Source organism: Bradyrhizobium sp. KZN70725, assembly GCF_055264925.1.
Genome location: NZ_JBUYWT010000047.1, coordinates 43,133 through 60,712 on the forward strand (window position 1 = coordinate 43,133; position 17,580 = coordinate 60,712).

Consider the following 17,580-nt stretch of genomic DNA (forward strand, 5'->3'; position numbering starts at 1 on the left):
TGTTGGAGCGGACCTTATCCGGTTCCGGAGGTCCGCGGCAGATGCTATCGCGACTGTGATTGCGACGTTGCGCCGCTTTGCTTCATCAACTCCTCGCCCATCATCCGATGCAGCAGGTTGATCGCCTTGAGCGGACGCACCATCACCTTGAAATGCGTGATCCGGCCGTCACCATCGAATGTGATGATGTCGACGCCGTTGAGCTTGATGCCGTCGATCTCGTTCTCGAATTCGAGCACCGCGCCGGCGTCATTGCGCCACTCGCCGAGATACTTGAAGGTCGGGCCGCCGAGCACCTTGGCGGCGCTGGTGAGATATTTGAAGGTGATGTCGCGGCCGCGCTGCGGCGTGTGCACGACCGGGCTTTCGAACACCGCGTCGGGATGCAGCAGGTCCCACAGGGCGGCGGTGTCGTGGGACTTCATGTAGGCGTACCACTTGTCGAGGCCCGGCTTGCTCATTCGGACGTCTCCTGCGGCGGGGTTAAGAAGCCTGGACATCGGCGCACGCGACAGCGGCACGCCGATCACCATATGCATATTGACGCATATGCACACTAACGCATAAAGTCAAGCGAACTTCAGAATGACCTTTTGGGGAACTGAGATGGAGGTGGGCGTTGGCACTCGGTGACGCAATCCTTGCCTGCCTCACGGAACGTCCGATGACGGGCTATGAGCTCGCCAAGACGTTCGATGCGTCGATCGGCTTCTTCTGGAAGGCCGACCATCAGCAGATCTACCGGGAGCTCTCGCGGCTGCGCGACAAGGGGCACGTCCAGGGCCGCGAGGTGGTGCAGTCCGGCAAGCCCAACAAGCTGGTCTATACCCTGACCGCCGAAGGCCGCGCGGCACTGAAGCACTGGGCAGCGCGCCCGAGCGTGCCGCCCTCGATCAAGGACGACCTTCTGGTCCGGCTCTATGCGCTCGACTGCGTCGACATCGAGCCGCTGCGCAACGACCTGATGGCGCGGCTGGAGCATCATCGCGATCGCTATGAGCGCTACGAGCGCCTGCTCAACAAGCGCTTTCCCGACGGCACCGCGCCGCCGGCCGATGTCGGCAAGATGCTCAGCCTGCGCCTCGGCATGCGCCATGAGCGCATGGTGGTGGAATGGTGCGAGGAGGCGCTCGACGCGCTCTCGGCGATGTCCGGCCGCAGCAACGTGCTGCCGCTCGACGACGGCAAGCGCGAAAGCAACGGCTAGAAACAAATCTCCAACCTCCCCTTGAAAAGGGGAGGTCGCTTTGCTCGCAGAGCAAAGCGGGTGGGGATCATCGCTCTCCACACGCAGCAGTGTGTGCGGCAAACCCCCATCCCGACCTTCCCCTTTCAGGGGGAAGGAGAAGAGGAGCAGCACCGCAGGGCATTGTCCTGATCCGGCGCAACAGGTTCCCGGATTCCCTAACTTTAGCGCCCGTCGGCCGCATTCCTTAACCCGTTATTTACCGTGACGGGAAAAAGTCAGCAGCTGAGGCAGACGCCCGGCGCAGAATTCGATTGTCTCTTGACGAGAATGCGCGGGGAGGCTGCGGGCGCAGGGTGTAGCGCCGGAGTCGGGACCGGACGGAATCATGAATTCGCGCGTATCGTGGAGTGTTGACGGCATCGATCCCTCCGTCCGCGACAGGGCCGAGGCGGCTGCGCGCCGCGCCGGGATGTCGCTGAACGACTGGCTCAACTCCACCGTCGGTGAACCGAGCCCGCCGGATTGGCGCATGGAGCAACGGCAGCCGATGCCGAGCCGGGAAAGCCGCGAGGTCGCCGATATCCACCAGCGGCTCGACGCCATCACCCGCCAGATCGAACAGATTGCAAAGCCTCTGACGCGCGCCGAAGCGGTGCGCGCCGAAGTGCCGCGCGGCCAGCCCGCCGTCGCGCGGCAGCTGAACGACGCGATTTCGCGCCTCGATGCCCGGCTGTCGCAAATTTCGCGGCCGCAACCGGCGCGCGAGCCGCAGCCACAGCCGATGCGTGAGTCGCAGATGCAGCGCGAGCCGCAGATGCATGACCGGCAACTGGAGGAGAGGCTGCGCCAGGCGGAGGCGGTCGAGCGCGCCGCAGCCCAGGTCTATCGCCCCTCGCCGCCACTGAGCCCGGCCTCGTTCGATTTCGCGATCGCGGAGATCGCCGCGCGCCAGAACGAGCTCGACGTATCAGCGCAACGCCAGATGCCGCCGCGCGGCGCGCCGCCGATGCCGCAATCGGCGCCGCCGATGGCCGCCTATGCGCCACCGCCGCCTGCCGGGCCCGACTTCTCCTCGCTCGAGCGTCAGCTGCTCAAGATCACGAGCCAGATCGAGGCGCTGCAGCGGCCCGACCATATTGAACAGTCGATCGCGGCCTTCCGCGGCGAGCTTGCGGAAATCCGCCAGGCGATCACCGAGGCGATGCCGCGCCGGGCGATCGAGTCGATCGAGAACGAGATCCGCTCGCTGCATCACCGGATCGACGAGCTCCGCCAGGAGGGCCGCAACGGCCAGGGCCAGGCGATCGCCGGCATCGAACGCGCGCTGTCGGAGATCCGCGAGTCGCTGCGCACGCTCACGCCCGCCGAGCAGCTCACCGGCTACGACGAGGCAATCCGCAATCTCGGCGCCAAGCTCGACATGATCCTGCGCGCCAACGACGATCCGTCGACGGTGCATCAGCTCGAGAGCGCGATCGCCGCGCTGCGCGCCATCGTCTCCAACGTCGCCTCCAACGACGCGCTGCTGCAGCTCTCCGGGGACGTGCATGCGCTGGCCGCGAAGGTCGACCAGCTGTCGCAGATGTCGCGCGCCGAGACCCATGGCGATGCCTTCGCCGGGATCGAGCAGCGCATTGCCGCATTGGCCGCGACGCTGGAGACCCGCGAGCGGCCGGCCGGCTACGACAACACCGATGCCATCGAAGGCGCCCTGCGCTCGCTGTCGGAGCGGATCGACCGTCTGCAGGTCGGCAACGACAGTTCGTCGGCATTCACCCATCTCGAGCAGCGCGTCTCGTATCTGCTCGAGCGCCTGGAGTCCGCCGACCAGCGCTCCGGCAATCTCGGCCGGGTCGAGGAAGCGCTGCATGACATCATGCGGCACCTCGAGGCGCAGCACGCCCACATCGCCTCGCTCGCCGACGCCGCCCGCAACGTCAACACCTCCTCGCCGCAGCCGATGATGGACAGCGGCATCGTCGACATGGTGAAGCGCGAGCTGTCCGACATCCGCTTCAGCCAGTCGGAGACCGACCGCCGCACCCAGGATTCGCTGGAGACCGTTCACAACACGCTCGGCCATGTCGTCGATCGTCTCGCGATGATCGAGAACGATCTGCGTACGGTGCGCACCGCGCCGCCTGCTCCCGCGCCGGCCGAACCGCGGATGGAAGCTCCGCGGATGGAAATGCCGCGCGCGGCGATGTCGCAGCCGGTCGCGCAGCCCAAAGCTGAAGCGTACAAGCCTGAATCGTACAGGCCCGAATTGCCCAATCCTGCGCTGGCGCAGGAGCACTTCATGTCCGCGCCGCGCGAATTCCATGCCGCGCAGCCGGTCGAGAGCGCGCCGCCGCCGCCGCCGCTGCCGCCGCGTGCGATCAGCGAGATCCTCGAGCCGCATGCGGCGTCCGCACGCGCCGCGATCGCGCCGGACCTGCCACCGGATCATCCGCTCGAACCGGGCACACGCCCCTCCGGCCGCGTCGCTTCGCCGTCGGAGCGGATCGCGGATTCCGAGCGCGCGATCTCTGATCTTCCCGCCGGCAAGAAGGAGCCGGTCTCGACATCGAGCTTCATCGCCGCCGCACGCCGCGCCGCGCAGGCCGCTGCCGCGCAACCCGTCAACGAGAAGGCGGCGCGCGCCGCGAGCAAGGCTGCAGCCAAGGCCAAGGAGAAGGCCGACAAGGCCGCGAAGGCGGCTGCCGCCAAGGCCGGCACGGCCGCGGCCGGCGCGACGGCGACTGGCGCGCCGGAGGCGCAGCCTTCGACCATCACCTCCAAGATCCGTTCGCTGCTGGTCGGCGCGAGCGTGGTCGTGATCCTGCTCTCGACCGCCAAGATGGCGATGAACCTGCTCGACACCAGCTCCGCGCCGCAGGTGCCGACGATCGAGCACAGCGAGCCGGCCACGCCGCCCATGCAGCCGCCTGCCGAGAATTCCTTCGCGCCCGCCCCGGCTGCGCCGTCCGGCGGACCCGGACCGTCAGTGCCCGGGCCGTCGATGACCTCGCCGACCCCGCTCGGCCGCCAGTCCAACAATACTCCGGCGCCGAACACGCTCGACAGCGCGCAGGTGACGATCCCACCGGCAATCGCGCCCGCACCCGCCGCCGCGCCTGAGCCGACCGCGGCGCCAACAGCCGCCGCCAACGACGTCACCGGCACGATTCCGACCGCGCCGCCGCTCGGCGGCAAGCTCGCCATGGTCCAGATCCCGGCGGGCGAGAAGCTGCCCGATGCGATCGGTGGTCCGGCGCTGCGCAGCGCCGCGATCAAGGGCGATGCGGCCGCGGCCTATGAAGTCGGCGTCCGCTTTGCCGAGGGCAAGGGCGTGACCACCAATGTCGACGAAGCCGCCAAATGGTATGCCCGCGCAGCGCAGGCCGGCGTGGTGCCCGCGATGTTCCGGCTCGGCACCTTCTACGAGAAGGGCCTCAGCGTGAAGCGCGACTTCGATGTGGCACGACGCTACTACGTGCAGGCCGCCGAGCGCGGCAACGCCAAGGCGATGCACAATCTCGCCGTGCTCGACGCCGATGGCGGCGGCAAGGGCGCCGACTACAAGAGCGCCGCGCAATGGTTCCGCAAGGCGGCCGATCGCGGCGTTGCCGACAGCCAGGTCAATCTCGGCATCCTCTATGCCCGCGGCATCGGTGTCGAACAGAACCTCGCCGAGTCCTTCAAGTGGTTCAGCCTCGCGGCCGCGCAGGGCGACGCCGATGCCGGCCACAAGCGCGACGATATTGCCAAGCGGCTCGACCCGCAGTCGCTGGCCGCAGCGAAGCTGGCGATCCAGACCTTCACCGCCGAGCCGCAGCCGAGCGATGCGGTCAACGTGCCGGCGCCCGCCGGCGGCTGGGACGGCGCGGCCGCGCAGCCCGCCGCGGCGAAGCCGGTCAAGCAGCCCTCGAAGCGGACCGCGGCGCTCGCCGCTCCAGCTCACTAGGTTCGAGACGGCTGCGGCGCCCCGACGGCGCCGCTGTCCTATACCTCCGGCCTTCGGCCGTGTAGACAGGCGCGCAGTTCCGCGCCGTCGGGGCGCGCGTTCCGGAGGGTCAGGCTTGTCTGTCGACGATCGCCAGGATGATGGAACGGGCCACCGTTCGTCGCCGACCGGTCCCCGCGTTGCGCCGCCGCGGCAGGCGCCGTCTCCATTCGCCCCGCGCCCTTCGGCCTCGCCTCCGCCGACGCCGCAAGGGAACGTGGCATCGCCGCCCCGCGCGTTCCGGTTCTCGCTCTGGTCCATCATCATCTTCGTGCTGCTGCTGTCGAGCGTCGCCATCCAGGCTTACCGGGACCTGTCGACGCCGGGCGCCTGGGACTTCTGGCGCGAGACCTACATCGCGGCCAGCATGACGTCCGCGGTGATTCCCGACGTTGACATCGACGGATCAGGCCGCGGCCGGCGGGCCCTTGCGATCAGCGGCAAGATCGGCTCGGCCAGCGCGAGCTGGTTCCGCGACCGGCTCAGCGAGGCGCGTCTCGCACCAGGCGACGTCGTGCTGCTGTCGTCGCCGGGCGGCGCGCTGAACCAGGCCGCCATCATGGGCGAGGTCATCCGCACGCGAGGGCTGGTCACCGCGGTCGCCACCGCCGGCGCCTCGGGCAAGCTCCGCCCCGCGTCCTGCGCCAGCGCTTGCGTCCTGGTCTATGCCGGCGGCCAGACCCGCTATGGCATCGCGGGCTCGCGGCTCGGCGTGCATCGCTTCACGACGAGCACGCCGGTCAGCGATCCCCTCGCCGAGGCACAACGCATCCAGGGCATGGTGCTGGGCTACATGACCAAGATGGGCGTCTCCTCCGCGATCGTCGAGGCGATGTCGCAAACCTCCGATATCCGCTGGCTGAACCCGAAGGAAGCGCTCGCGCTGAACCTGATCACCAAGCCGGTCGATCGGCCGTGAGGCGACACAGGCGTCATTAATCTGAATTATCAACCACGTCCGCAGACGGCGGCCAGGTGCGGCGAAAAATGCCCTCGGGAGCGGATTCTTTAGTCCCTCCCCCCGCCGATTTCAGTTATGCAAGAACGCGGCAATCGACCCGCGTTCGCCTGCGTCTTGCGCGCCGACCGGATTCGTTCAGCCGGAGAATGCCCGACCAGAACGACATCACGCCGTGATGCGGCCTTGTGCCGAGTTCGCGGCGAACCGACAAGAAGCGACGCGCGTGCAGCTCTATCTCCCGATCGCCGACATTCCGGTCAATGTCTTCCTCATCCTGGCGATGGGTGCGGCGGTTGGATTCGTCTCCGGCATGTTCGGCATCGGCGGCGGCTTCCTGATGACGCCGCTGCTGATCTTCGTCGGCATCGCGCCCGCGGTCGCGGTTGCCTCCGTCGCCAGCCATATCGCGGCCTCCTCGTTCTCCGGCGCCATTTCCTATTGGCGCAGACGCGCGATCGATCCGCTGCTGGCGGCGGTGCTGCTGGTCGGAGGCACGCTCGGCACCACGTTCGGGGTGTGGACCTTCACCTTCCTGCGCTCGCTCGGCCAGCTCGACCTGATGATCGCGCTGTCCTACGTCATCCTGCTGACGACGGTCGGTGGGCTGATGTTCTGGGAAGGTTTGCGCGCGATGCTGCGCGTCCGCCGCGGCGGTCCGATCGCGCTGCGCAAGCCCGGCAGCCATGGCTGGATCCACGGCCTGCCCCTGAAGCTGCGCTTCAAGCGCTCCAAGATCTATCTCTCCGTCATCCCGGTGGTCGTGGTCGGACTCGCGATCGGCTTCATCGGCGCCGTGATGGGAATCGGCGGCGGCTTCATCCTGGTGCCGCTGATGATCTATGTGCTGCGGGTGCCGACCTCGACCGTGATCGGCACCTCGATGGTGCTCACCCTCGTCACCATGGTGTTCGCAACCATGCTGCACGCGGTGACCAACCATCTGGTCGACGCCGTGCTGGCGCTGATCCTGATGGTCGGCGGCGTCACCGGCGCGCAGTTCGGCGCCCGCGCCGGGCAGAAGATCCGCGGCGAGCATCTGCGCCTGCTGCTCGGCCTGCTGGTGCTCGCGGTCGGCATCCGCTTTGCGGTGGAGCTGGTGATCCGGCCGCAGGACCTCTACAGCATCCGCGAAACCGGCGGAGCCCCGCCATGAGGCTGCGCGCGGCGCTCGCGATCATCGGTCTCGCCGCCGCCAGCCTGGCGGCCGCGCCCGCTCATGCCGAGCGGCTGATCGTGTCGGTCTCCAACCACCGCGTCACAGTGACGCCGAACTATTCCGGCGGCGAGCTCGTGCTGTTCGGCTCGGTCGAGAAGGACGACAAGACGCCGGCCAATCGCAACAATTACGATCTCGTCGTCACGGTGTCCGGCCCGCGCGCCGACATGGTGACGCGGCGCAAGGAGCGCAAATTCGGCATCTGGATCAACACCGACTCGCGCCAATTCCTGCAGGTGCCGGGCTATCTCGCGCTGTTCTCGAATCGCCCGTTCGACCAGATCGCCTCGCCCGAGGTGCAGCGGCGGCAGCAGCTCGGGCTCAACAACGTGCTGCTGATGCAGCGGGTCGGGCCCGACTATGCCGACGTGGTGCCAAACGACCCGTTCCGCAGCGCCTTCGTGCGGCTGCGCTCCGAGCACGGGCTGTACCGTGAGGCGACCTCGGCGGTGACCTTCCTGACCCCGACCCTGTTCCGCACCGGCATTCCGCTGCCGGCGGAGGTGCCGATCGGCACCTATAATGTCGAGATCAAGCTGTTTTCCGACGGCGCGCTGGTGACCAAGGCCGAGACCGCGTTCGAGATCGTCAAGGTCGGCTTCGAGCAATTCGTCGCCACCACCGCGCGGCATAACGGCCTTGTCTACGGCCTGATCACCGCGTTCATGGCGCTGATGACCGGCTGGATGGCCTCGATCGTGTTCCGCAAGGATTGATCTAGCCAGCCCTGCTTTGCAATGCGCTTTCGAACGCGTCGCTGAGGATCGAGAGGCCAAGATCGATCTCGTCGTCGCTGATCGTCAGCGGCGGTGCAATGCGGAATACGCTGCCGATGCCGGGCAACTGAACGATGTTGGTGCTCAGTCCAAGCTGCATGCAGCGCTGAGAGACACGCGTTCCGAGCGCTTCGTCAGGCTCCTTGCTGTAACGGTCGCGCACGATCTCGATGCCCTGCATCAGCCCCCTGCCGCGCACGTCACCGATGCATTCGAACCGGTTCTGAAGTGCGAGGAGCCCGTCCCTCAGCCGCGCGCCCGCTATCCTGGCGCGCTCGACCAATCTGTCGCGAAGGATGATCTCGATGACCTTCAGCCCGACCGCGGCCGGCATCGGGTCCGACACATGCGTCGTGTAGAACAGGAAACCGCGTTCGTGACACCGCTCTTCGATCTCGGCGGTGGTGATGACCGCAGCCAGAGGCAGCCCGGCACCGAGCGTCTTCGACAAGGTCAGGATATCAGGCACGACGCCGTCGCGCTCGAAAGCGAACATGGCGCCGGTTCTGCCGAGGCCGGTCTGCGCCTCGTCGATGATCAGCAGCATGCCGCGTGCCCGGCACAGCTCCTTCAACTCAGCAAGATAGCCTTCAGGCAGATCGATCAGCCCGCCGGAGCTGAGGATCGGCTCGGCGATCATGCAGGCAAGCGAGCCGGTCGATTGGCGATCGATCAGATCGAAGGCGTAGGCCAGCTCGGCCCGCCAGTCGGCCGCGTTGCCGAAGCGCGGGCGATAGGGGTTCGGCGTCGGGATCGCGAGCGAGCCGACCGGCGCCGGACCATAGCCCTTGCGGCCGGCCGAATAGGTCGTTCCGGCCGCGCCAGACGTCATTCCGTGCCAGGACTGTGCGAACGCGACGGTCTCGAAGCCGCCGGTGGCGAGCTTGGCCATCTTGATCGCAGCTTCATTCGACTCGCCGCCGGTGCTCAGCAGCATGACGCGATCAAGCCCCGGCGGCAGCAGGCCCGCGAGCTGCTCGGCCAGCGCGACGACCGGGCGCGTCAGCATGCCGCTGAAGAGATGGTCGAGCCGTTCGGCATGCTCGCTGATGGTCTGGACGATCTCCGGGTGACCGTGACCGAGCACGGCGCTCATCTGCCCGGACGTGAAATCCAGGATGGCCCGGCCGTCGGCGTCATAGACGAAGGACCCGGAGGCGCGCTCGATGATCAAGGGAGCGAACGTCCCGCCATAGCGAATGAGGTGCCGCCGCGCGCGATCCCAAAAGGATTTGTCGTCATTTCCGGCCATGCCCGCTCCTTGCTGCTCGGTTGCAGCGATCAAAGAACCCTCGCACCACATCTTATGCGCGCGCGAGGGCAATGACATTGCGATTTGAGATGCATTTCAGCCCTTCTTCTGCAAACAATTGCGCAAAAGATGGAGAATGCGAAAGAAATGGGAACCGCGATCGTGATTGACGAGATCGACCGAAAAATCCTCGACGTGCTGCAGGTCGAGGGGCGCATCACGAATCTCGAGCTGGCCGAGCGGATCGGCCTCTCGTCCGCCCCCTGCATGCGACGCGTTCGCACGCTCGAAGAGGCCGGCGTCATCAATTCCTATGTGGCGCTGGTGGACCCGACGCGGGTTGGACTCGGATTCGACGTGATCGTCGAGGTCCGTCTCAAGCAACAGAACAGGGAATCCTTCACGCGCTTCGAGCGGAAGGTAATCGACCTTCCGGAGGTCGTCGAATGTTGCATGATTGCCGGCGATTGGGATTACTCGCTACGGATCGTGTCCTCGGACCTCGCGCGCTATCAATCCTTCATCCTCGACCGCCTTATGCATCCGGATAGCGACGTCGCGAGCTACCGCACGACGATCATCCTGCGAAAGGTCAAATCGACGACCAAGATCGATAGCTCGCTGTTCGGCGAGGGTTGAGGAGTTCGAACAAGCTACAGCAGGAAGCCGATCCCCATCGCGATCACGCTGAGCGCCATCGCGCCGGTCGAGAGCCAGCCGAGCCAGTACAGCCATCCGCGGACCACAAAGCGGTCCATGACGTCCCGGCGGCGGGCCATGAACATCAGCAGCACCATCACGGGCACCGCGAGCACGCCGTTGACGACCGCACTCCAGTACAACGCCGCGATCGGATCGATCGGCGTGAAGTTGAGCGCGATGCCGATGCCGCCCGACAGCGCCAGCACCGAATAGAACGCGATCGCCTCCTTCGGCCTGCGCGTCAGCCCGACCCGCCATCGCCGGCCCTCGCCGACCGCATAAGCCGTCGCACCCGCGAGCACCGGAATCGCCAGAAGGCCGGTGCCGACGATGCCGAGCGCGAAGATCACCTCGGCAAACGGCCCGGCGATCGGGCGCAGCGCCTCGGCGGCCTGCGCCGAGGTCTGGATGTCGGTCTTGCCGGTGGCGTGCAGCGATGCGGCGGCGGTGACGATGATCGACAATGCGATCAGGTTCGAAAACGCCATGCCGGTGATGGTATCGGCGCGGATGCGCGAGAATTCGTGCTGGGCGCCGTAATGCCGTTCGATCAGCGGATGCTTGGTGGCGTCGACCCGCTGCTCCTCCGCCTCCTGCGAGGCCTGCCAGAAGAACAGATAGGGCGAGATCGTGGTGCCGAGGATCGCAACGATGGTCGTGAAATAGTCGGCGCTCCAGCTGATGCGCGGCAGCAGCACGCCGGCCAGGGCCTCCATCCACGACACCTTGGCAAAGGCGAGCGCCGCGACATAGGCGAACAGGCTGAGCGTCAGCCATTTCAGGATCGTGACGTAGCGCCGGTAGTTCATGAAGATCTGCGCGGCCACCGAGGTCACGCCGAACAGCACCACATAGAGAATGGCCGGACCGCCGATCAGAAGCTTTGTGGCATCGGCCATGGCCGAGAGGTCGGCCGCGATGTTGATGGTGTTGGCAATCGACAGCAGCGCCACCACGACGGCGAGCAGCCAGCCCGGATAATGCCGGCATACATTGCCCGCGATGCCATGCCCGGTGACGCGGCCGACCCGCGCCGAGATCTCCTGGATCGCGCTCATCAGCGGAAACGTCAGCAGCATGGTCCAGCCAATGCCGTAGCCGAGTTGCGCGCCGGCCTGGCTGTAGGTGCCGATCCCCGAAGGGTCGTCGTCGGAAGCGCCGGTGATCAGCCCGGGTCCGAGCGTCTTCAGGACACGGCTGAAACCGAATGGCTGGCGCCGAGGCTTCGCCGCCGGCGCATCGTCATGTTTGTCGTGTGGTGGGATCGTCCCTTGCCGCGTCATGTCCGGTTCCAGCCGTCTGACAACGAGCCGGATACCGGCAAGGTTCCTGAGGCGAACCTACGGCTCGATGACCGTGGCGACGCCGGGCTCGAGGATGCGCAGACGGCGGCCGAAGCCGAGCGTATCGAAGCTCGCGCGCAGGTCGTTCGCGCTTTGCCGGAAATGCGCCCAGCCGTCGGTATGAACCGGCACGATCACCGCGTCCGCAAAGGCGTGCGCGGTTTCGATCGCGTCATTGGTGTCCATGGTGAGATGGAAGGGGCCGCGGGTTTGCGCCGCGCCTGCGAACGGCAGCACCACGCCGCAGTCGAAGCGCCGCGCGACCTCGGCGACGCCGTCGAACCAGGTGGTGTCGCCGCTGACATAGACCGGACGGCCGGGCTTCGCCGGCTCGACCACGAAACCGATGACGTCGCCGGACAATGGCTCGATCCCCGCCGGCCCGTGCCGCGCCGGCGTCGCAGTGATGGTGAGCGTCCTACCGCCTTTCGTCAGTGTGGTCCTTGCCCAGGGCGCAAAGCCCTCGGCGTTGCCGCCAAGCCGCCTGGCGCCGGCCTCCGTCGTCAGCACGCGCTTCACGCCTTTAAGGAAATCCCGGCCGGAATGGTCGAGATTATCGGAATGCTGGTCGTGGCTCAGCAGCACCGCATCGATCGCGCCGACATCGCGCGCGCCGAGCGCGGGGCCCGTCAGCTTCTCCAGTTTCACATGCGGCAATTGATACTCGCCGGGCGCATCGAAGGTCGGATCGGTGAGCAGGCGGAACCCGTCGATCTCGATCAGGGCGGTGGGACCTCCGATCAGCGTGATGGTGATGCTCACGTCCTACTCCTGTTGGCCGCCGCTGCCGCCGGGCGGGTCACCAGGTAAATGCCGAGCGCCACCGGAACGATCCCGAGCAGGTCGCGAAATTCGACATGCTCGCCGAGCACGAGATAGGCGAACAGCATGCCGAGCGGCGGCATCAGGAAGTGATAGGCGCTTGCGGCGGTCGCACCACACACTTTCAGGAGATGAAACCAGAGCAGATAGGCAAGGATCGAGCCGCCGAGTACGAGGAAGGCGAAGGCGCCGGCAAGCCGCATGCTGGGCACGATGTCGCTGACGCTGGAGAGCGTGAAGGCAAACGGCATCACCGCAAGGCCGCCGGCGATGTTCTGGATGCCGTTGCCGATCCACAGGCTGCCCTTCGGCGCCAGCAGCTTGAACAGCACGGTGCCGGCGACGATCGAGGCGAGCGAGGCCAGCGTGAACAGGATGCCATGCGGGCTGTCCGATCCGACCGACATGCGATGCCAGACGATGAAGGCGACGCCGACGATGCCGAGCACGAGACCAATCACCTTGCGCAAGGTCATGCTCTCGCCGAGGAACAGCGCCGCCAGCATGGCGGTGAACACCGGATTGGCCGAGACGATCAGCGCGCCAAGCCCGGCCGAGACCGTCTTCAGGCCGGTATAGCCGAGGCCGAGATAGAGCGCGTTGTTGGCGACGCCGAGCACGGCAAATACCGCCGCATCGCGCCAGGTGAGATCCCATTGGTCGCGGCGCAGCCAGGAGATGGCGAGGATCAGAACCCCGGCGAGCGAAAACCGCGCGGCCAGCAGGATCAGCGGCGGGCAATCGGTGACGCCGATCTTGCCGGCGACGAAGGCGTAGCTCCAGAGCAGGCAGAACAGGGCAATCAGCAGCGGCAGGGTGTTGAAGCGGGCGCGGGGGGCGGCCATCGAGGTTGCGGCGGACATGGGCGAATTCTCCTTCGGCCATGATCTAGGCTCGCGCTTTGATATTTGGAAATTAAATGATAGACTGGCATGCAGTTGATTTATAAATGGAGGCTGCGATGCTCGACCTGGAGCTGTTGCGCAGTTTCGTCTCGGTGGTCGATGCCGGCGGCTTCACCCGCGCCGGAGAGCGCGTCCACCGCACGCAGTCGACGGTGAGCCAGCAGATCAAGCGCCTGGAGGAGGATGTCGGCCAGCCGCTGTTGATCCGCAGCGGCAAGGACGTCACCCCGACGGAAGCCGGCGAGCGGCTGTTGACCTATGCGCGGCGGCTATTGTCGCTCGCCGAAGAGGCCCGTGACGTGCTCTCGCGCCCCGGCAGCGAAGGCGCGATCCGGATCGGCATCACCGAGGATTTTGCCGCCTACCGGCTGACAAAGCTGCTCGCCACCTTCGCGCGCAGCCATCCGAATCTGCGGCTCGACGTGCGCTCCGGCCAGAGCCTGTTCCTGTACCGTGATCTCGAACGCGGCGATCTCGATCTCGCGCTGATCAAGCGCGCCGCCAATGAGAAGGGCGGCATCGCGGTGTGGCCGGAACGGGTGCACTGGGTCACCAGCAAGAGCCACCCGCGCGATACGACTGCCGGCTCGGTTCCGCTGATCGGTTTCGCCTCCGGCTGTCTCTACCGCGCCCGCGCCATCCATGCGCTGGAGAGCGCCGGCCGCAACTGGCACATGGCCTACACCTCCTCCAGCCTCGCCGGCATCCAGGCCGCGGTCGCCGCGGGCCTCGGGCTCAGCATTTTGTCGGAAATGTCGATCCAGGCGGAGCATCGCGTGCTGACAGCAAAGGACGGCTTTGCGCCGATCGACCGCACCGAGGTCGCCCTCGTCGCCGCCCCCGAGGCCAGCCCGGCGACATTGCGGCTGGCGGATCGGCTCGCGGAGTATTGCGAGAGCGTGCAGGCGAAGGCGGCTTAGGGCGAGGTCGCGCAACAATCTCTGCTGTCGTCCTGCGAAAGCAGGGACCCATAACCACCGCATGCAGTTGTGATGCCGCGCTGGGGCCACAGCTTTGCGCAATCCCGAACAGTGGTAGTTATGGGTCCCAGGTCGCGCTTCGCTTGCCCGGGACGACACCGAGAATGATGGCAGCTTGGAATAAGCTGGTCGGCGATCCTCAATAACACCGTGACGCGACGAACGCGTGGACGCGGTTGTCGCCGAGCACATGGGCCATGAAGCCGGGCGATCCGAAAATCCGTGTGAACGCGGCGTCGCGGATGCTCAAGCCGCCGGTGTAGGCGCCGAACGCCGGCATCACCGCGCGCTCGCCGTCACAGGCGAAGCAGCGGCGCTCGATCGAGCGGCCGCGGGTCGGCACCCGCGCCTTGGGGTGCAGGTGTCCGGCGATCTCGCCGGCGGCGCCGGTCGGCTCATGGCGGAACACGATCGGACCGATCGCGACTTCGGTCGCGACCACGCCGCCGAGATCGGACGGCAGCGCCGGATCGTGATTGCCCGAGATCCAGATCCAGTTGCGCCGCAGCTGCAACACCGCGAGCGCCTCGCGGTCCGGATTCGACAGGCGTTCATGCGCATCGCGATCGTGAAAGCTGTCGCCGAGCGCGATCACTTGCCGCGGATCGTGCCGCGCGATGACAGCAGCGAGCCGGCTCAGTGTCGCGACCGTGTCGTAGGGCGGCAGCAGCACGCCGCGGCTGGCGAAGCTCGAGCCTTTTTCCAGATGCAGGTCGGAGACCACGAGCAGGCGCTGCGCTTCCCAGAACAGCGCGCCGGAGAAATCCGCCACGAAGCCGACATCCGCCACCGTGACCCTCGAAACGCGCATGTCGTCACCGTCTCGCAAAGCTAGCGCGCTTGCCGTCACGTCCTGTTCCCCAGAGTAGCAGCGTTACGTCGTCGCCTCCCGCACGAGTTCCTCGGCCGCCTCGGCCAGGAGCTCGTCGGATGCTTCGCCATAAACTGACTCGCGGCCGATTTCCAGCAGCGCGGGGACGGCAAGCGGAGAAACGTGGTCGAGGTCCTTGTGGGTGATTCGGCCGTGGATGCGCGAAAGCATGTCGCTGAGACGGCGAAGATCGAGCAATCCCGTGGCGGCATCGCCGCGCGCGGCGCGCAGCAGCACATGGTCGGCCTGGTGCTTGCGCAGCACGTCGTAGATCAGGTCGGTCGAGAACAGCACCTGGCGGCGCGACTTCTCCTCGTCGGTGAAGCGTCGCGCGATCAGGCCGGAGATGATGGCGCAGTTGCGGAAGGTGCGCTTCATCAGCGCCGATTCCGCAAGCCACGCCTCGAGGTCATCGCCGAGCATGTCGGGATCGAACAGCGCGTTGAGATCGAGCTTGCCGTGCCGGATCATGAAGGAGAGATCGCCGACACCCCAGACCGCAAGCGCATACTCGTTGGCGACGAAGCCGAGCGGACGGGCGCGGGCGCGCTCCAGCCGGCGGGTCAGCAGCATGCCGAGCGTCTGATGCGCGAGCCGGCCCTCGAAGGGATAGCAGACCAGATAATGGCTGCCGCCGCGCGGAAAGGTCTCGACCAAGAGCTCGCGCACCGCCGGCACACGCGAGAATTTTCGCTGCAGCGACAGCCAGTCGTGCACCTGATCCGGCAATCCGTTCCAGGCGCGGCTGTTGTCCAGCAGCTTGCGGACGCGTTCGGCAAGATAGGTCGACAGCGGGAACTTGCCGCCCATATAGGACGGCACTTTTGCATCTTTATCATTGGTGCGGGAGACATAGACCTGGTCTTCAACCAAGGCCTCGTAGCGCACCACCTCACCGCCAAAGACAAAAGTGTCGCCGGGCACGAGGCCCTCGATGAAGACCTCCTCGATCTCGCCGAGCATCCGGCCGCCGCGCGCGATCGCGCCGGTCGATCCGCTACCGCCGGCGCGCGAGCGCACCAGCCGCACCTTCAGCATGGTCTCCTCGACAATGGTGCCGACGTTGAGACGATAGCTCTGCCGCACCTTGGGATTGGTGACGCGCCAGCGGCCCTGCTTGTCCTGCTTGATGCGCGCGAAACGCTCATAGGTCTTCAGTGCGTAGCCGCCGGTGGCGACGAAATCGACGACATCGTCGAAATCGGTGCGTGCGAGCGATGCATAGGGCGCTGCGGTCCGGACCTCATCATAGAGTTCATCGGACAGAAACGGCTTGCCGCAGGCGCAGCCGAGCACGTGCTGGGCCAGCACGTCGAGCGCGCCCGAGCGCAGCGGCGGCGTGTCCTGCGCATTCTCGGCGATGGCGTCGATCGCGACACGGCACTCCAGCACCTCGAAGCGGTTGGCGGGCACCAGCACGGCACGCGAGGCCTCGTCGAAGCGATGGTTGGCGCGGCCGATCCGCTGCATCAACCGCGACGAACCTTTCGGCGCGCCGATATTGATCACGAGGTCGACATCGCCCCAATCGACGCCGAGATCGAGCGAGGAGGTGCAGACCACGCCGCGCAGCTTTCCGGCGGCCATCGCGTCCTCGACCTTGCGGCGCTGCGCGACGTCGAGCGAGCCGTGATGCAGCGCGATCGCAAGGCCATCGTCATTCATGCGCCAGAGATCCTGGAACAGCATCTCGGCCTGGCTGCGGGTGTTGACGAACACCAGCGTGGTCTTGTTGCGCTTGATCAGCTCGTAGACCTCGGGCAGCGCATGGCGCGCGCTGTGGCCGGACCACGGCAGCCGTTCCCGCGTGTCGAGCATCTCGACCACCGGCGGTGCGGCGCCGCCGGCGGTGACGACGTCGGCGGACGCGTTCTCGCCACCCGGCTGCGGCACCAGGAAGCGCGCGAGCTGCTCCGGCTCGGCGACCGTCGCCGAAAGGCCGATGGCGCGGATCTGCGGCGCGATGGTCCAGAGCCGCGCAAGTCCGAGCGACAGCAGATCGCCGCGCTTGGAGGTGACGAGCGCATGCAGCTCGTCGAGCACGATGCGCTTCAGCGAAGAGAACAGGAACGGCGCGTCGTCGGACGCCAGCAGCAGCGCCAGCTGCTCCGGCGTGGTGAGCAGGATGTCCGGCGGATAGCGCCGCTGCCGCTGCCGCCGCGACACCGGCGTGTCGCCGGTGCGGGTCTCGATCCTGATCGGCAGCCCCATCTCGGCGACCGGCGTCTCCAGATTGCGCGCGATATCGACCGCGAGCGCTTTCAGCGGCGAGATGTAGAGCGTGTGCAGCCCGCCGCTGCGGCGAACGCCGCGACCGGTGGAGATAAGGGCTGGGCGAACCGTCTTCGATTCAATTTCGTCGCTTGCGAGATCGTCGGGCTCCCTCCCCCTGAAAGGCAGGGGTGTCCGGGGAAATTCAGGCATAGTGGAGCTCCATCTGGTCAGGTGAGATGGTTGATTTCCGACTGCTGGGGTTGATGGGCGGAGGTTTGTCGATGGCAGCGAGGGATCGACGCGTGAGCAGGAGCTGGCCGACGAGTTCGGCGAACCTGAGCGGGAGCATTTTGATGCAGTTGGT

14 protein-coding genes are annotated in these 17,580 nt (G+C 66.6%); 7 read left to right on the forward strand and 7 right to left on the reverse strand.

Annotation, left to right across the window (positions count from 1 at the left end; translation table 11 throughout):
• Positions 1–44: 44 nt before the first annotated feature.
• A complete protein-coding gene (locus ACZBJS_RS32000; protein WP_076832836.1) occupies positions 45–461 on the reverse strand; it encodes a nuclear transport factor 2 family protein in 417 nt (138 codons plus the stop codon).
• A 158-nt stretch (positions 462–619) separates the two neighbouring features.
• Here ACZBJS_RS32000 and ACZBJS_RS32005 point away from each other — a divergent pair, with 158 nt between their 5' ends.
• From ACZBJS_RS32005 to ACZBJS_RS32025, 5 genes are all read left to right on the forward strand, one after another.
• Complete coding sequence (locus tag ACZBJS_RS32005; protein WP_057016062.1) at positions 620–1,207, forward strand: PadR family transcriptional regulator; 588 nt, start codon at positions 620–622, stop codon at positions 1,205–1,207.
• A gap of 367 nt (positions 1,208–1,574) precedes the next feature.
• Positions 1,575–5,135, forward strand: coding sequence for a hypothetical protein (locus ACZBJS_RS32010; protein WP_316398153.1), 3,561 nt, complete (start codon positions 1,575–1,577; stop codon positions 5,133–5,135).
• A gap of 115 nt (positions 5,136–5,250) precedes the next feature.
• Complete coding sequence (locus ACZBJS_RS32015) at positions 5,251–6,093, forward strand: COG3904 family protein (protein ID WP_410469798.1); 843 nt, start codon at positions 5,251–5,253, stop codon at positions 6,091–6,093.
• A gap of 265 nt (positions 6,094–6,358) precedes the next feature.
• Positions 6,359–7,288, forward strand: coding sequence for a sulfite exporter TauE/SafE family protein (locus ACZBJS_RS32020; RefSeq protein ID WP_076832838.1), 930 nt, complete (start codon positions 6,359–6,361; stop codon positions 7,286–7,288).
• Positions 7,285–8,067: a TIGR02186 family protein gene (locus ACZBJS_RS32025; RefSeq protein WP_168858471.1), complete on the forward strand. Its 783-nt coding sequence runs from the start codon at positions 7,285–7,287 to the stop codon at positions 8,065–8,067. The genes ACZBJS_RS32020 and ACZBJS_RS32025 overlap by 4 nt, the downstream gene beginning before the upstream one ends.
• A gap of 1 nt (position 8,068) precedes the next feature.
• Here the strand turns inward: ACZBJS_RS32025 and ACZBJS_RS32030 are convergent, their stop codons facing one another.
• Positions 8,069–9,379 carry an aspartate aminotransferase family protein gene (locus ACZBJS_RS32030; protein ID WP_463439730.1) on the reverse strand — a complete coding sequence of 437 codons (1,311 nt, stop codon included), beginning with the start codon at positions 9,377–9,379 and terminating at the stop codon, positions 8,069–8,071.
• Positions 9,380–9,526: 147 nt separating this feature from the next.
• Here ACZBJS_RS32030 and ACZBJS_RS32035 point away from each other — a divergent pair, with 147 nt between their 5' ends.
• Entirely contained in the window at positions 9,527–10,018 is a 492-nt protein-coding gene (locus ACZBJS_RS32035) for an Lrp/AsnC family transcriptional regulator (RefSeq protein WP_168858469.1), read from the forward strand.
• A gap of 14 nt (positions 10,019–10,032) precedes the next feature.
• On the opposite strand, the gene ACZBJS_RS32040 is transcribed toward ACZBJS_RS32035, so the two are convergent.
• Genes ACZBJS_RS32040 through ACZBJS_RS32050 form a run of 3 tightly spaced genes read right to left on the reverse strand, consistent with a single transcriptional unit; the run spans position 10,033 to position 13,109 of the window.
• On the reverse strand, positions 10,033–11,364 hold the full coding sequence (locus ACZBJS_RS32040) for an NRAMP family divalent metal transporter (RefSeq protein ID WP_229192645.1): 1,332 nt from the start codon (positions 11,362–11,364) through the stop codon (positions 10,033–10,035).
• A 57-nt stretch (positions 11,365–11,421) separates the two neighbouring features.
• Positions 11,422–12,186, reverse strand: a complete 765-nt coding sequence (locus tag ACZBJS_RS32045; protein ID WP_229192646.1) for an MBL fold metallo-hydrolase — start codon at positions 12,184–12,186, stop codon at positions 11,422–11,424.
• A complete protein-coding gene (locus tag ACZBJS_RS32050) occupies positions 12,183–13,109 on the reverse strand; it encodes a DMT family transporter (protein WP_316398157.1) in 927 nt (308 codons plus the stop codon). Before ACZBJS_RS32050 ends, ACZBJS_RS32045 begins: the two co-directional genes overlap by 4 nt.
• 98 nt (positions 13,110–13,207) lie before the next feature.
• Between ACZBJS_RS32050 and ACZBJS_RS32055 the strand changes: the two genes are divergently transcribed.
• Positions 13,208–14,071 carry a LysR family transcriptional regulator gene (locus ACZBJS_RS32055; protein WP_316398158.1) on the forward strand — a complete coding sequence of 288 codons (864 nt, stop codon included), beginning with the start codon at positions 13,208–13,210 and terminating at the stop codon, positions 14,069–14,071.
• A gap of 199 nt (positions 14,072–14,270) precedes the next feature.
• Here ACZBJS_RS32055 and pdeM read toward each other — a convergent pair whose 3' ends face one another.
• Both pdeM and ACZBJS_RS32065 read right to left on the reverse strand, forming a co-directional pair.
• Positions 14,271–14,942, reverse strand: coding sequence for a ligase-associated DNA damage response endonuclease PdeM (gene pdeM / locus ACZBJS_RS32060; protein ID WP_463439731.1), 672 nt, complete (start codon positions 14,940–14,942; stop codon positions 14,271–14,273).
• A 63-nt stretch (positions 14,943–15,005) separates the two neighbouring features.
• The gene (locus ACZBJS_RS32065; RefSeq protein WP_463439732.1) at positions 15,006–17,426 is read right to left on the reverse strand and encodes a ligase-associated DNA damage response DEXH box helicase; all 2,421 of its coding nucleotides are present in this window, start codon (positions 17,424–17,426) and stop codon (positions 15,006–15,008) included.
• Positions 17,427–17,580: the final 154 nt, after the last annotated feature.

Bases quoted from the DNA above. Each gene is read 5' to 3' on its own strand.
- ACZBJS_RS32000 (WP_076832836.1), bottom strand. From the start codon at position 461: ATGAGCAAGCCGGGCCTCGACAAGTGGTACGCCTACATGAAGTCCCAC.
- ACZBJS_RS32010 (WP_316398153.1), top strand. From the start codon at position 1,575: ATGAATTCGCGCGTATCGTGGAGTGTTGACGGCATCGATCCCTCCGTC.
- ACZBJS_RS32025 (WP_168858471.1), top strand. From the start codon at position 7,285: ATGAGGCTGCGCGCGGCGCTCGCGATCATCGGTCTCGCCGCCGCCAGC.
- ACZBJS_RS32030 (WP_463439730.1), bottom strand. From the start codon at position 9,379: ATGGCCGGAAATGACGACAAATCCTTTTGGGATCGCGCGCGGCGGCAC.
- ACZBJS_RS32035 (WP_168858469.1), top strand. From the start codon at position 9,527: ATGGGAACCGCGATCGTGATTGACGAGATCGACCGAAAAATCCTCGAC.
- ACZBJS_RS32040 (WP_229192645.1), bottom strand. From the start codon at position 11,364: ATGACGCGGCAAGGGACGATCCCACCACACGACAAACATGACGATGCG.
- ACZBJS_RS32050 (WP_316398157.1), bottom strand. From the start codon at position 13,109: ATGTCCGCCGCAACCTCGATGGCCGCCCCCCGCGCCCGCTTCAACACC.
- ACZBJS_RS32055 (WP_316398158.1), top strand. From the start codon at position 13,208: ATGCTCGACCTGGAGCTGTTGCGCAGTTTCGTCTCGGTGGTCGATGCC.
- pdeM (WP_463439731.1), bottom strand. From the start codon at position 14,942: ATGCGCGTTTCGAGGGTCACGGTGGCGGATGTCGGCTTCGTGGCGGAT.
- ACZBJS_RS32065 (WP_463439732.1), bottom strand. From the start codon at position 17,426: ATGCCTGAATTTCCCCGGACACCCCTGCCTTTCAGGGGGAGGGAGCCC.